The following is a 15051-nucleotide window of genomic DNA, read 5'->3' as shown; positions in this document are numbered from 1 at the left end:
CACGGACGATGCAGACTGAAACCAATCCAACTTCATATTGCGTCAGTGAATCGAAGGCTGCGAACTTGCGGCTTCGGTCTCTTCGGTCGATCAATGTCGGCAACCGTCGGGAATATCGGAGCTTATCTCTCCCGGCATGGAACAATCATCGTTCAAGAGGGTCGATCACATGAAGCTGACAGGCGGTCAGATCGTTGCCAGGGCACTGAAAGAGTATGGTGTTGAATATGTCGCGGGCGTGCCGGGCCACGGCATCTGGTCGCTGTTCGACGCATTTTTGGAAGAAGGCTCTCAGATCCCTTTCATCCAGGTGATGCATGAGCAGAGCGCGGTTCATATGGCAGACGGCTACTATCGTGCTTCTGGTAAGCCGATGGCCTGTTCGACTTCCGTCGGCCCGGGTGCAGCCAACACCATCATCGGACTGGCCACCGCCTACTGTGACTCCACCTCGCTTTTCTACGTTTCCGGTTCGCCGCAGACTTACATGCATGGCCACGGCACCATGCAAGAGCTGGAGCGCCAGCAGGACAACGCATTTCCACGCATCACCGAGCAGGCTACCAAGCGTGCCTGGCAAGCAAATTCCGTGCAGGTCCTCCCAAGCATCATGCACCGTGCGTTTAGTGAAATGCTGACGGGCCGCCCAGGTCCTGTCCATGTCGAGGTTCCGATGGATGTTCAGGTTGAGGCAGCGGATATCACCATTCATCCGCTGCAGAAGCGCCTGCCGGTCGGTATCGCCTATCCGGACCCGAAGGCCATCGAAGCCGCGGTGAAAGTTCTTCTGGGCGCCGAGCGTCCGGTCATCGTCGCCGGGGGCGGCGCGATTACGGCAAACGCCTCCGCCGAGTTGACGCGACTGGCAGAAAAGCTCGGCGCGGCCGTTTCAACCACTTGGAATGGCAAGGGAGCTATCGCCGAGGACCACGCGCTGTTCATCGGAGCCGTCGGCCAGACGGGCACGACGTGCGGCAACAAGATCACGGCATCAGCCGACGTTGTCGTGTCGGTGGGCTGCCGCTTCACCGACTGGTCCGCCTCATCCTATGCCAAAGGCATTTCCTTCTCGATCCCGTCGGCCAAGCTGATCCACATCGATCTCGATCCGCGCGAGATTGGTAAGAATTACGAGACCGAGGTTGGCATCGTTGCCGATGCCAGGGTGACGCTGGAGGCGATCCTCTCGATGATTTCCGATGCGGAATCGCAGAGAATGTTGTCGCGCCGCGAGACTTTCCTCGCCGATGTGCAAAAGGCCAAGGCGGATTGGCGCGCTCAGGTCGAGCCGCGCGAAAACAGCCGAGAGACACCTTTCACCTCGCAACGACCGCTCGTCGCCCTGCGCAAGGTTCTCGACCGCGACGGCATCGTTGTCGTCGGCTCGGGCAATACGCAAGGATCGGTGAAGCAGAGCTTTCCGGTCTACGAGCCGCGCACGCATCTTACCTCCGGTTCCTATTCGCCGATGGGTTGGGCCGTGCCGGCGGCGCTCGGTGCCAAGCTCGCCCGTCCGGATCGGCAGGTCGTGGCTATTGTTGGCGACGGCGACTTCATGATGTCGCTGCCCGAAATGGGCACCGCGGTCATGAACGGGATCAACGTGGTTTTCCTGGTGCTCAACAACCAGGGTTACATGTCGATCCGTGGTGGGCAACGCAAGTTCATGGGCCGCCACATCGCTTCTGAATTTAACCACCATGCCGGCAATGGCGCCCCCTATTCGGCCGATATAGCTGCCTCCGCTCGCGCCTTCGGTCTTCAGGCCTGGAAAGTCGAAAAGGACGAGGACCTGGAAAGCAGCCTGAAGGCGGCGCTTGAATACGGCGGGCCGGCCCTCGTCGAAGTTATGGTCTCGCGTGATGCTGCAGGCCCGTTCGCCACCGGATGGTGGGATTTCCCGTCGCCGGCCTATTACGAAAAGGAACAGGTTCCCTACGCTGCGATGCGTGCTCGCGAACAGCACCTCTGAACATAGCGCGGAAGGGAGGCGCTAGCCTCCCTTACCCGTTCCGAAACACTGTTGGCACGGCGCTTACAGCGGCTGTGAACGAAGAGACTTTGTCATGATCCGGCACATTAAAGCAGCTAGGGCTTCCATTGAAGAGGGTAGTCCCGACAGCGCAATTACCAAAGCAGTCGAGGCGATCCTTGTGAAGGTGAGAGAGGGCGGAGACGAGGCAGTTCGCCAATTGTCGATCCAGTTCGACAACTTCGATCGCGACTCCTACCGGCTGACGAAAGAAGAGATCGCCGGCTGCATTAATACGCTGACCGCACGGGAGCGCGAGGACCTCGATTTCGCACAGGAGCAGATCCGTCGGTTCGCCGAGGCCCAGAAAGCCGCGCTCAAAGAGATCGAGATCGAGACCCTGCCGGGTGTCGTTCTCGGCCACAAGAACGTGCCGATCCAGAATGTTGGATGCTATGTTCCCGGTGGCAAATATCCGCTGCTCGCGTCCGCCCATATGACGGTGCTGACGGCGCGCGTTGCTGGCTGCGAACGGGTGATCACCTGCGCGCCGCCGTTCCAGGGCAAGATCGCCGAGAAGATCGTGGCGGCGCAGGCGCTTGCCGGCGCCGACGAGATCTATTGCCTTGGCGGCGTCCAGGCGATCGCTGCGATGGCCTATGGAACGGAGACGATCAAGCCGGTCGACATGCTTGCCGGGCCGGGAAATGCTTATGTGGCGGAAGCCAAGCGTTTGCTCTTCGGCCGCGTCGGCATCGACCTCTTCGCCGGTCCGACGGAAACATTGCTCATCGCGGACGACAGCGTCGATGGCGAGCTGGTGGCGACGGACCTGCTTGGTCAGGCAGAACATGGTGTCAACTCGCCGTCCGTCCTCATCACCAACTCAGAAAGGCTGGCGCGCGACACGCTCGTCGAGATCGAGCGTCTTCTGAAAGTCCTGCCGACAGCAGCTATCGCGGGCAAGGCGTGGGATGATTTCGGCGAGATCATCCTATGCGATACGATCGAGGAGATGCTGGCCGAAGGCGATCGCGTGGCTTCCGAACACGTGCAGGTCATGACCCGTGATCCGGATTATTTCCTCGAAAACATGACAAATTACGGCGCGCTCTTCCTCGGCGCACGCACCAATGTCGCCTTTGGTGACAAGGTGATCGGGACCAATCATACCCTGCCCACCAACAAGGCGGCACGCTACACCGGTGGCCTCTGGGTTGGAAAGTTCCTGAAGACCTGCACCTACCAGAGGGTCCTGACCGACGAGGCCTCGGCAATGATCGGAGCCTACGGTTCGCGCCTCTGTCTGATGGAGGGCTTCGCCGGTCATGCCGAGCAGGCGAATATCCGCGTCCGGCGCTACGGCGGGAGGAATGTCGGCTACGCCATGCCCGTCGAACCCAATTAACAGCAGCGCGCAAGAGCCCGCCAAGGGCCGCGATCAAACCTAACCAGAGAGGATGAAACCATGTCCAAATTCATTGCCACAGCTCTTGCGGCGACCATGCTCATGCCCATAGCCGCCCGAGCGGAAGGCCAGATCGAAGTTCTGCATCACTGGGTTTCGCAGAGCGAAGTCGAGGCTCTCAACGTCATTCGCAAGGCACTCGAAGCCAAGGGATTTCAATGGAAGGATTCGGCGGTCGGCGGGATGAGCGGCGCAAACGCGCAGCAGGCGCTCCGTGCCCGTCTGACGGCAGGCGATCCGCCGGGCGCCATGCAGTTTCTTGGCTGGGAAGGTGTGCAATGGGCTGAACAGGGCGTCGTTCGCGACCTGAACGATCTTGCTCAGGCGGGCGGCTGGCGGGAGGCGCTTGCGCCGCAGCTTCTGCCGTTCGTGACCTCGGGTGAGGCTTTTATCGCCGCGCCGATCAACATGCATCGCCAGAACTGGGTTTGGGCCAACAAGAAGATCTTCGACGACGCCGGCATCGCCGTGCCGAAGACCTGGGCCGAGCTGATCGAGACTGGCAAGAAGCTGAAGGAAAAGGGCGTCGTTCCGGTCGCAATGGGCGACGAGCCCTGGCAGATCGGGATCATCTTCGACGCGCTTCTGTCCGACCTCAACGGGCCAGAATTCTACCAGAAGACGGCAGTTGACCTTGACCCTGAGGCACTCGGCAGCCCCGAGATGGTGAAGGTTTTCGACACGCTGCGCGAGATCCGTGGTCTCGTCGACGACAATTTCGTCGGCCGGGACTGGGCCGTGGCCACGGGAATGGTCATCAATGGCGAAGCCGCCATGCAGTTCATGGGTGACTGGGCGAAGGGTGAGTTCCTCGCCAAGGGCCTGAAGCCCAATCAGGATTTCTACTGCTTCGCCACGCCCGGCAAGGTGACCTCCTTCCAGTATCTCATCGACAGCTTCGGCATGTTCACCGTGAAGGACGAGACCGTACAGCAGGCGCAGGTCGCGCTCGCCGAGACGATCATGGACCCGCAGGTCCAGAAGGATTTCAACCGCATCAAGGGTTCCATTCCAGCCCGTAACGACGTCTCGGTCGACGATTTCGACGATTGTGCCAAGCTTGGCTTCCAGGAGCGCGCGACCGCTATCGAGAAGGGCAGCATGCAGGGGGCCATGACGCACGGCTTTGCCGCGAAGCCGGAATTCGCTTCCGTCTTCAGTGACGTGGCAGCGCAGTTCTTCGTCGGCAAGATGAGTTCGGAGGACGCCGTGAAGATGCTGGTCTCCGGCATCGACAACGCCCGGTAACCCGAATCGCCACCCCGGAGGAGCCGCATCCGCCGGCTTCTCCAGAATGCCCGCTATCGGAGCTGACCCATGAGCGCCTCTACGCACATGTCCTCGCGATTGGCAGGCTGGCTACCGCGCCTCGTCGTCGCTCCCAGCCTGCTCATCGTCATCGTCACGGTCTACCTGTTCATTCTCTGGACGGGCGTGATCTCCGTGACCTCGTCGAAATTCGTGCCGACCTATGATTTCGTGGGTCTGGATCAATATGTCCGCCTATGGGCAACGCCCCGTTGGCACACCGCTGTAGCCAATCTCTTCATCTTCTCGGTGCTTTTCCTGGCGCTCTCCACCGGCCTCGGGCTGCTGCTGGCGATTTTGCTGGACCAGAACATTCGGGTCGAAGGGGCGCTCCGCGCGATCTACCTCTATCCGATGGCGCTCTCGTTCATCGTGACGGGAACCGCCTGGAAATGGATCATGAACCCGGGTCTCGGCATCCAGAAGGTTGTCACCGATCTTGGATGGACGACATTCCGCTTCGACTGGATCACCGATCCGCAAATGGCGATCTATACCGTCGTGGTGGCCGGCGTCTGGCAGTCCTCAGGCTTCGCCATGGCGATCTTCCTGGCCGGTCTGCGTGGGATCGACAATTCCGTCATCAAGGCAGCGCAGATCGAAGGCGCCTCGTTGCCGTTGATCTACCGCCAGATCATCATTCCCATGCTGCGCCCGGCCATGCTGAGCGTCATCGTCCTTCTCAGCTACATCGCCATCAAGAGCTTTGACCTGGTGCTGGCGCTGACCAATGGCGGGCCGGGCACGGCGACCGAGTTGCCGTCGACCTTCATGTTCTCCGCCACCTTTCGGCGAAACCAGATGGGGGTCGGCGCGGCAAGCGCCATGATGATGCTCATGACTGTCGCGGCCATCATCATCCCTTACCTCTATTCCGAACTCCGGGAGCAGAAAAATGGCTGAAGCCCTCTCCCGATCCGGCAAGGCGCGGCTTGGCCGCATGGTCGTCTACGGATGCCTCATCGTCGTCGCGCTTGTCTATCTGATGCCGCTCTGGGTCATGGTGGTGACGTCGCTGAAGCCGCTCGACGAGATCTATAGCGGCTCGTTCATCGGCTTGCCGAAGGTCCTCACATTCGATGCCTGGCGGGCGGCATGGTCCGAAGCCTGCATCGGAACCGAATGCACCGGCCTGAAACCCTATTTTGTCAACTCGCTGCTGATGGTGATTCCGGCGGTTGTGCTGTCGACCGGCATCGGAGCGATCAATGGATACATCCTCACGAAGTGGAAGTTTCCCGGCGCGAATTTCGTTTTTGGCCTGCTGCTGTTCGGCTGCTTCCTGCCCTACCAGGCAATCCTCATTCCCATGGCCCGCACGCTCGGTCTTCTGGGTCTCGCCGGTTCCATACCGGGCCTTGTCGCCGTGCACGCCTCGTACGGGATCTGCTTCACGACGCTGTTCTTCCGGAACTATTTCGTGTCGCTGCCTGATGAGCTGACGAAGGCGGCGATGGTCGATGGCGCCGGTTTCTTCCGGATTTTCTGGAGTGTCATCCTGCCAACCTCGATTCCGATCATCGTCGTATCCTGCATCTGGCAGTTCACGCAAATCTGGAACGATTTCCTCTTTGGCGTCTCGTTCACGTCGGGCTCCAACAGCCCCATTACGGTGGCGCTCAACAATATCGTCAACGTGACCACCGGTCGCAAGCAATACAACGTCGACATGGCTGCCGCCATGATCGCCGCCATCCCAACCTTGGTCGTCTACATCGTCGCGGGTCGCTATTTCGTCCGCGGGCTGACGGCCGGAGCCGTGAAAGGCTGAGCCATGTCCACTCTTGAAATCGATCGCGTCCGTAAGGCTTACGGCCAATTAGAGGTTCTGAAGGAGGTGTCTATCTCCATCGGAACCGGCGATTTCCTTGTGCTGCTCGGTCCCTCCGGCTGCGGCAAGTCCACGCTGCTCAACATGATCGCGGGCCTGGAAACGATCACCGGCGGCGAAATCCGTATCGCCGGAAAGACCGTCAACCACCTCTCGCCCAAGGACCGGGACATCGCCATGGTGTTCCAGTCCTACGCGCTCTACCCGACGATGACCGTACGCCAGAACATCGAGTTCGGCATGAAAATCCGCAGGATCGCCCGGGCCGATCGCGACAAGGCCGTGAAGACGGCGTCGGACCTTCTGCAGATCACCCACCTTTTGAATCGCAAGCCCTCTCAGCTCTCGGGTGGCCAGCGCCAGCGCGTCGCCATGGGACGGGCGATCGTGCGGGAGCCGAAACTGTTTCTGTTCGACGAACCCCTGTCGAACCTTGACGCCAAGCTGCGCGTCGACATGCGAACCGAGATCAAGCGCCTGCATGCCCGCCTCGGCACGACCATCGTCTATGTCACCCATGACCAGATCGAGGCCATGACGCTCGCCACGCGCGTCGCCGTTATGAAGGATGGCGTGGTGCAGCAGCTGGGCGACCCGCAGGCTGTCTACGACCGACCTGCCAATGTTTATGTCGCGCGCTTCGTCGGCTCTCCGGCGATGAACATAGTGCCGGCGGTTCTCGAGGTCGAAGGTACGACGGCGACGGCCGTGGTCGACGTCGCACGGCGGCCGGCAGCGCGGATCGGTGGCATTTCGCTTTCCGTGGAAGGGCTGCGCCGCTACGCCGGCGAGAAGGTGCTGGTTGGCATCCGCCCGGAGAACTTCTCCATCGCCTCAGCCGCTACCGGTCCATCGCTGACCGTCGATTTCGACGTCGTGGAACCAACGGGACCGGATACGTTGGCTGTCTTCCAGCTGGGCGGTGTCGAGGTGACAGCCCGTCTACCGCCGAGGCAAGCGCATGCGAGGCGGGAGGCTGCACTGGCGGTCGATACGACCAAGATCGTGCTCTTCGACAGTGAAACCGAAACGCGCATTGACTGAAAGACTCTCCATGATCCAGACGGCAGACATTGTCATCATCGGTTCGGGCGTGGGCGGAGCCTCCCTGGCGTATAGCCTTGCGCCTTCGGGCCTCAGGATCGTCATTCTCGAGCGGGGGAGGCATCTTCAGGACAGCCCCGAAGCACGTGATGACGTTGCGATCTTCCAGAAGGGTTTTTACCGCTCGTCCGAGGAATGGCTGGGCACGGATGGTGAAAGTTTCCTACCTGGCAATTACTACTACGTTGGCGGCAACTCGAAATTCTTCGGCGCGGTCATGTATCGCTACCGCCGCGAGGATTTTACGCCGCGCCGCCACATGGACGGCGTGTCTCCTGGCTGGCCACTGTCCTATGAGGATGTGTCGCCTTGGTATGATGCGGCCGAGCAGATATTCCGGGTGCGGGGTTCTGTAACAGGCGACCCTACGGAGCCGCCGCACGAAAAACCCTACGAATATCCGCCGGTTCCCGACGAGCCCTCGGTTGCCGTCGTCCGTCGCCGGCTGGAAAAGGCCGGTGTCCATCCAGCATCGCTGCCGCTGTCGATCGATATCGACGCCTGGCTGAAACGGGCCAAGACGGGCTGGGACGCCTTCCCCAACACGGGGCTGGGCAAGATCGATGCTGAGGTCGGTCCGCTGGCAAGCGCGCTTACCCATCCGAATGTCAGCGTGGTGACCGGTGCGAATGTGGCCCGCCTGGAAACCGATGACAGCGGATGCCGCATCATTGCCGCCGTCTACGAAAAGGACGGAGCGGAGCACAGGATCTCGGCTGACAGGTTCGTGGTCGCGGCGGGTGCCGTCCAGACCGCGGCGCTGCTTCTGCGATCGGCAAACAGGGCGCACCCCGCGGGCCTTGGCAACGGTTCTGACCAACTGGGCCGCAACTTCATGAACCACAACACGACGGCGATGCTGACCATAGATCCGTTCGTCCGCAACACCTGCGTCTATCAGAAGACCATCGCTTTCAATGACTTCTACAACGACGACAACGAATATGGTTTTCCGCTCGGCAATGTGCAGCTTCTGGGCCATATCACCGGAAACATCCTGAAGGCCAATTTCCCCGTTGCAGCGCCGGCTTGGCTGACGCGGCTCATAGCCCTACATGCTTATGGCTGGTTCCTTACGAGCGAAGACCTGCCGAATCCCGAAAGCCGGGTGATGGTCCGGGACGGCCGCATCGTCATGCACTGGGTCCGAAGCAACATGCGCGCGCACGAAGCGCTGATTGCGAAGACACGGGCGGTGATGCGCAAGGCCGGCTTCCCGATCGTCTTGACGCATACGTTTGGCCGCAAGACCACATCCCATCAATGCGGGACGGCCCGCATGGGTACCGATCCCCGCAACTCGGTGGTCAATCTCGATTGCCGCAGCCATGATGTCGATAACCTTTATATTGCCGACGCATCCATTCTGCCGACCTCTGCTGCCGTCAATCCGGCGCTTACAGTTGCGGCCCTTGCGATCAGGGCCGGCAAGTCCATTGCAGGAGGCAACTGATGGCATTCTGGAAAATGGGATCGGCCAGGTTTGGCATTCGTCCGTTCCACGCTCAGGAGCTGAACACGTTTGACTACATCGTCGTCGGCGGCGGCTCGACGGGTTGTGTGGTCGCCTCGCGGCTTTCGGAGAATCCGGACGTCAATGTCCTCCTTCTTGAAGAGGGACCACGTGACCTGAACCCCTATATCCATATACCCGGCGCATACTACAAAACCGCACAAGGCAATCTGTTGAAGCGGCTTGAATGGGAGCCTTCCACCGAGCGGGAGCGCACCGAAACGCCGACGATGGTGCAGGCGCGGGTCCTGGGCGGCGGCAGCTCCGTCAATGCGATGATCTATATTCGCGGCGTACCGTCCGACTACGAGCAATGGGTAAGCATGGGCGCGGACGGCTGGGGCTATGCCGACGTCCTGCCATTCTTCAAGCGGGCAGAAGACAACAACCGCTTCTGCAACGACGTGCACGGGGTCGGCGGACCGCTTGGGGTTTCCGATATAGACTATATCCATCCGCTCACGCGCGCTTGGCTGCGAGCCTGCCAGCAGGCGGGACTTCCTTATAATCCGGACTTCAATTCGGGCGACCCGCAGGGGTGCGGCTTGTATCAGATCACGGCCCGGAATGGGCGCCGCAGCTCGGCGTCCGTGGCTTATCTGAACCCGGCACGTGGCCGGCGCAATCTGCGCATTAAAACCGGGGCCACAGTGATGCGTGTGCTGATCGAGAAGGGGCGAGCCGTTGGCGTGGAATGCGTAGAGGGCAGGCGCAAGACGGTCTACAGGGCACAAAGGGAAGTGGTTCTCTCGGCGGGCGCGATCGCCACGCCCAAGCTGCTCATGCTGTCGGGCGTCGGACCGGCGGACCAGATAGCACGCCAGGAAATAGCGGTTCAGGCGGATCTGCCGGGTGTCGGGCAAAACCTCCAGGACCATATCGAGATCTCGCTGGTCTACCAGCTCAATGGACCGCACAGCTACGACAAGTACAAGAAGTTGCGGTGGAAAGCGGCGGCGGGCTTGAACTATCTGCTTTTCCGCAACGGGCCTGCGTCCTCGAACCTTATTGAAGGCGGTGCCTTCTGGTGGGGTGATCGCTCCGAGACCAGTCCCGACATCCAGTATTTCATGGTCGTCGGGGCCGGAATCGAAGAGGGCGTGGACGCGGTGCCGGGCGGAAACGGTTGTACTGTCAATCTTGGCCAGATCAGACCGCGCTCCAGAGGTGAGATAACGCTCGTGAGCGCCGACCCCTTGGTCAATCCGCGCGTCGAGCCACGCTACTTTTCGGACCCTTACGATCTGGAGGCGATCACCGACGGCACGATGATCGCACTTGACATCATGGCGCAGCCTGCCATCGACAAATATGTCGCGACACGACACACGCCGGGGGCCGCCCTGCGCACGCGCGATGAAATCAAAGCTTTTTGCGGCAAGAACGCTCACGCTGCACTCCATCCATCCGGCACATGCCGAATGGGCCGTGACGGCATGTCGGTGGTCGATCCGCAGCTTCGCGTATACGGCGTTGAGGGATTGCGCATTGCCGATGCCTCAGTGATGCCAACCCTTATTTCCGGCAATCCGAATGCCGTTTGTATCATGATTGGCGAGCGTGCCGCCTCGTTCTTGAGCACTTGACCAAGAGCCGAGCGAACCGAACCAGCTGGATAACCTAGAGCTTTTACACAGGGGCCTGAGTGCTGCTGGTGCTCAGCCGGTCGGCGAGGGACGGCCACTCAGGTTTGCGTTTTCATGCGGCAACATGTTGCACGAAGATACATGTTCATGCATAATAACGCATAACTTGAAATGGAGACAAACATGGAGCCGCGCGTCGTCGTTTTCGATATCGGAGGTGTTCTGATCGATTGGAACCCCGCTTATCTCTACCGAAAGCTGCTGCCGGATGAGGCAAGCGTCGCGGCCTTCCTGAACGAAGTCTGCAACTCGACATGGAACGAGCAATTTGATGCAGGCGTACCGTTTGAGGAAGGCATTGCCAATCTCGCCAAAGACCATCCGGATCGGGCCGATCTCATCGAAGCCTACTGGTCGCGCTGGCATGAGATGCTTGGTGGGGAGGTGCCGGGAACGTCGGGCATTCTTGAACGTCTGAAGACAGCAGGTGTTCCCGTACACGCGATTTCCAATTGGTCCGCGGAGACTTTTCCGCGGGCGCGGGCCATCTTTCCCTTCCTTGATTCTTTCGAGGTTCTCGTCGTCTCAGGACGGGAAAAGCTTTTGAAGCCTGATGCCGCGATTTTCGAACTCTTCCTTGAACGGGCAGGGGTGGGCGTCGAAGAGTGTATCTTCATCGATGACAACGCCACCAATATCGCAGCAGCTGCCGCATTGGGCTTTCACACGGAGCATTTCCAATCCGCGGCAGCGCTTGAGGAGCGGCTCGGCCTTCTCGGCCTTCTTTCATGCCGGGTCGAGGTATAGTGACATGGTAGAACAGCACGAACTCACCCATCTTTCGCCGGAAGAGCGGCAGGCCATTATCCTGGAGAAGATAAACGCGGCGGGCCGCGTACTTGCCACCGCCCTCGCGCAGGAATTCGGCGTTTCGGAAGATTCAATCCGGCGCGATCTCCGCGATCTTTCCGATGCGGGGCTCGTACAGCGCTTTCACGGCGGCGCATCGCGCTTGGTGAAGCCCGCTTTCGATTTTCACCGTCGCGAAACCTTGGCCACAAGGGAGAAGGAGGCAATCGGCCGGGCAGCGGCCGCAATCATACCGGATGGCGCTACACTTCTAGTCGATACCAGCACAACGGTTGTCCATTTCGTACGCAATCTCTCTCCTTCGCTCTCCGTGCGGATCATCACAACCGCTGTCGATGTCGCGGCAGCCGCACTCGACCATCCGCGTGCCGAGGTGATCATGCTCGGCGGACGGTTGGGCAGGTTTACGCGTAGCGTCACCGGAGGCAGTGCAGTCGAGGCAATCCGTTCATTGAGAGCCGACTGCTGCATCCTCGGAACCTGTGGCGTGGACGACGGCCTCACACTTCGAGCCGAGGATTTCGAGGACGCCTATGTGAAGGGAGCTATGATCAAAGCGTCGAACAAGACGCTGCTTCTGGCTGATGCGGAGAAAATCGGCCAAGTCGCCACTTACGAAGTGGCGCCCGTTACGGCCGTATCCACCCTTTTCACCAACAGCCCGGACAATACCATCTTGGAGCGTATCCGCGAACTCGGCGTCAACGTCGAAGCTGTCTGACACACGCTCCTTGCCATATGGAGAAAGACATGACGTTCTCTTTGGAACAGGACGCCAGGGCAGTCATTCTGCCTGCGTTCGATACGCTCGACGTCGCCGAGGTAATGATCCCTTTTCTGGAAAAAGGCGGCTGTTCCCTCCTGATCGGCGAGACGCGCGCAGAATATGTGGCCCGCGCCATGTCTGCGGAACGGCTTGCCGTCGAGACACCTGAGCTTTTTCGCGCCAGTATCGATAGATTGAGGTCGGTGTGCCCGCAGCTCATCGTCGCGGTCGACCAGGAACTTGGCGGCATCCAGCGTCTGGAGGGGATCGCCCCTCCGCTTCCATCGCTTGCCGAGGCTGCGGGGCTTACCGACGAAGCACTGATCGAACGGTGCAGATTAAATGCTGCGGCTGCCCGCGACCTTTCCGTAACGATGTTTCTCGCCCCAATCGCCGATGTGGTCGACGGGCAAAATCCCTGGTTGAGGGGACGCACGATGGGTAGTGATCCGCAAAGCGTTGCTCGGCTGGCGGCCGCATTTGTCACCGGCGTCCAAAGCGCCGGCATCACAGCGGTTACAAAGCATTTCCCAGGTTTCAATGATCTTGCCGGTGACCCGGCGCTGGTCGATATCTCGCTGAAAAGCGCACGCGAGCATATCTTGCAGAACTCACTGCCCTTCCGGGCTGCAATAGCGGCGGGCACAAAGGCCGTCATGACCGGGCCAGCGCCCGTAATCGCCTTCGACGCGCAGGATGCGGCAAGCACATCAGCGGCGGTCATCGGCCTGCTGCGGGAGGAATTCGGCTTTAAGGGCTTGATCGTCAGCGATGACCTCGATGCGCCAGCCACCTTACGCGGCAGGACGCTGCTCGAGACGGCCATTGCGTCGATCAATGCGGGCGCGGATCTGCTGCTCGTCGGTGGCGGATCGCATCTCGGCACGCTGTGCGACGGCATCGCGGCGGCTGCCCGGATCGGGCGCATCTCCGCGGAGCGGCTTGCGGAAGCCGCTGATCGCGTACGCCGAAACACCGCCCGCCACTGACGAATTGGATCAAGAGCGTTGAACAAGCCTGTCGCAGGCAGCGGGATTTTATCTTCAAGAACACTTCCGATGTGACGCACGGTCTATCGCGGATCCGGCCAAGACGCTGGATCGCGGCCGGATATCAGCAACAGATCGACCCCCGGGCGGCAGAGCCTCGACGATAGCGTCGTCTGATCTACTGCCCAGCGTTGGCTTGTGATCGAGGTCGCAGGGGATCCGGGTCCTCGGGAGTTTGGCATTTAGCTGATTGTTTTTGCCCTTGCCGTGGAGTGCGTCAGGTTGCGTCGGCTTGTTGATGAGTGCGAGATTGTTTGGCGGAAGATTGGCACTACTGATGAATGAACGACCTGGCCTGGCATCGGCATCGCGCTGCACCATCTTTAAGGATCTATTAACCATGTCGGCAATGCGCAATGACAAAGGCGCGCGTAGTGTAAAACGCTTGAGCTGCAGCCTGTTCTTCGTGGCGGCAGGCGTTGGGATCGGCGCATGGGCGTCGAGCCTGCCCCTGCTTACCGCGCAGGCGAAACTGGACAAGGGGCAACTTGGCCTGGTGCTTCTGTGTTTCGCACTCGGTGCGATCGTCGTTATGGTGAATGTCGGACGCTATCTGGACCGCCTTCGGAAGGTCTCTTTAATTAGCGTTTGCGGCAGCGTGACATTCGGTGTGGCCGTCTCGTTCATCCCGAACATTGAAAATCAGTTTGTGCTTGCCGGCATTGTCTTTATTGCGGGTGCGGGATTCGGTGCACTCGATGTCTCCATGAATACGGAGGCATCAGAAATCGAACGGGAAACCGGCCGGCATCTGATGGCCTCTTTTCATGCGCTGTTTAGCATCGGAAACCTTTTTGGGGCATTCGCTGTGGGAAAGCTGATCGCGTGGGGGCGCGGGCTTCATGAATGCCTGATGGGCGGCGGCGGCGTTGTCTTGCTGATGGCTCTATCGACGCTTTTCGTCTCGCATAGGCCTCGCAAGTTGCCGCCTCACAAGGACGCGTCTGCTAAAGCGCAAGCAAGTACCCCATTTACCGCGTCACAGAGATTACTGATCGCTATGTTCGGCGTGATCGGCTTCCTCGCCTTTTTGGCGGAAGGTGGCCTGATGGACTGGACGGCTATCTACATGGTCGATGTCCTCGGCACTACGGAAAGTAATGGTGCCTATGCTTTTGCCATCTTCGCCTCGATGATGGCTGCGGGACGATTGGCTGGAGATTACGCCACGAAACTGTTTGGCCATGTCCGGCTCCTGCAATTCGGCGGCGCTATCTGCGCGATCTCGCTTGTCGTGATGCTGACGGTTGACAGTATGCTCATGGCTTTTGGCGCCCTTGCAGTTTGCGGCGCAGGGGTGGCGAACATGGTGCCGACCGTGTTTGCTGCCGCCGGAAAGATTGGGGCGCAGGCAGCCGGCAAGGCCATGGCGACGGTAACCACGATGGGATACAGCGGCTTGCTGCTCGGACCTGCCATACTCGGATTTGTGGCACAGGCTTGGAGTTTGATGGTGAGTATTGCGCTGATAACGCTCGCATTCGCGCTGATCTTGGCCTTGGCCGCGTATCTCAAGGGTCGGCTGGAGCGCTATAAGCGCGCCCATCCCCTTGCTGAAAGCTTCACCTAAAGAAGAGGAGGACG

General features: G+C 60.1%; 12 protein-coding genes. All 12 read left to right on the top strand.

The genetic code is table 11. From position 1 onward, the window contains the following. The first annotated feature begins 169 nt into the window (after nt 1-169). The 12 genes from ATN84_RS07620 (at nt 170) to ATN84_RS07565 (ending at nt 15037) form a co-directional block, all read left to right on the top strand. On the top strand, nt 170-1972 hold the full coding sequence (locus ATN84_RS07620; RefSeq protein ID WP_068881069.1) for a thiamine pyrophosphate-binding protein: 1803 nt from the start codon (nt 170-172) through the stop codon (nt 1970-1972). A 94-nt stretch (nt 1973-2066) separates the two neighbouring features. Next, the gene (hisD, locus tag ATN84_RS07615; protein WP_068881024.1) at nt 2067-3380 is read left to right on the top strand and encodes a histidinol dehydrogenase; all 1314 of its coding nucleotides are present in this window, start codon (nt 2067-2069) and stop codon (nt 3378-3380) included. Nucleotides 3381-3440: 60 nt separating this feature from the next. After that, nucleotides 3441-4688 carry an ABC transporter substrate-binding protein gene (locus ATN84_RS07610; protein WP_068881023.1) on the top strand — a complete coding sequence of 416 codons (1248 nt, stop codon included), beginning with the start codon at nt 3441-3443 and terminating at the stop codon, nt 4686-4688. 69 nt (nt 4689-4757) lie between these two features. After that, nucleotides 4758-5651 (top strand): carbohydrate ABC transporter permease, encoded by an 894-nt coding sequence (locus tag ATN84_RS07605; RefSeq protein ID WP_068881022.1) that lies wholly within the window; start codon nt 4758-4760, stop codon nt 5649-5651. Beyond that, nucleotides 5644-6519, top strand: a complete 876-nt coding sequence (locus ATN84_RS07600; protein WP_068881021.1) for a carbohydrate ABC transporter permease — start codon at nt 5644-5646, stop codon at nt 6517-6519. The genes ATN84_RS07605 and ATN84_RS07600 overlap by 8 nt, the downstream gene beginning before the upstream one ends. Before the next feature lie 3 nt (nt 6520-6522). Next, on the top strand, nt 6523-7623 hold the full coding sequence (locus tag ATN84_RS07595; protein ID WP_068881020.1) for an ABC transporter ATP-binding protein: 1101 nt from the start codon (nt 6523-6525) through the stop codon (nt 7621-7623). Between the two features lie 10 nt (nt 7624-7633). Continuing rightward, on the top strand, nt 7634-9136 hold the full coding sequence (locus ATN84_RS07590; protein ID WP_068881019.1) for a GMC oxidoreductase: 1503 nt from the start codon (nt 7634-7636) through the stop codon (nt 9134-9136). A gap of 14 nt (nt 9137-9150) precedes the next feature. After that, nucleotides 9151-10782 (top strand): GMC family oxidoreductase, encoded by a 1632-nt coding sequence (locus tag ATN84_RS07585; protein WP_153020148.1) that lies wholly within the window; start codon nt 9151-9153, stop codon nt 10780-10782. 183 nt (nt 10783-10965) lie between these two features. Then, entirely contained in the window at nt 10966-11589 is a 624-nt protein-coding gene (locus ATN84_RS07580) for an HAD family hydrolase (RefSeq protein ID WP_068881018.1), read from the top strand. A gap of 4 nt (nt 11590-11593) precedes the next feature. Then, nucleotides 11594-12373 (top strand): DeoR/GlpR family DNA-binding transcription regulator, encoded by a 780-nt coding sequence (locus ATN84_RS07575; RefSeq protein ID WP_068881017.1) that lies wholly within the window; start codon nt 11594-11596, stop codon nt 12371-12373. A gap of 29 nt (nt 12374-12402) precedes the next feature. After that, nucleotides 12403-13407 carry a glycoside hydrolase family 3 N-terminal domain-containing protein gene (locus ATN84_RS07570; protein ID WP_068881016.1) on the top strand — a complete coding sequence of 335 codons (1005 nt, stop codon included), beginning with the start codon at nt 12403-12405 and terminating at the stop codon, nt 13405-13407. A 337-nt stretch (nt 13408-13744) separates the two neighbouring features. Next, nucleotides 13745-15037 carry an MFS transporter gene (locus ATN84_RS07565; protein ID WP_244491017.1) on the top strand — a complete coding sequence of 431 codons (1293 nt, stop codon included), beginning with the start codon at nt 13745-13747 and terminating at the stop codon, nt 15035-15037. Nucleotides 15038-15051 lie beyond the last annotated feature (14 nt).

The organism is Paramesorhizobium deserti (assembly GCF_001558695.1).
Taxonomy (GTDB): Bacteria; Pseudomonadota; Alphaproteobacteria; order Rhizobiales; family Rhizobiaceae; genus Paramesorhizobium; species Paramesorhizobium deserti.
Note: the sequence above shows the minus strand (reverse complement) of the source record. Positions and strands in the feature narration are given on the sequence as shown.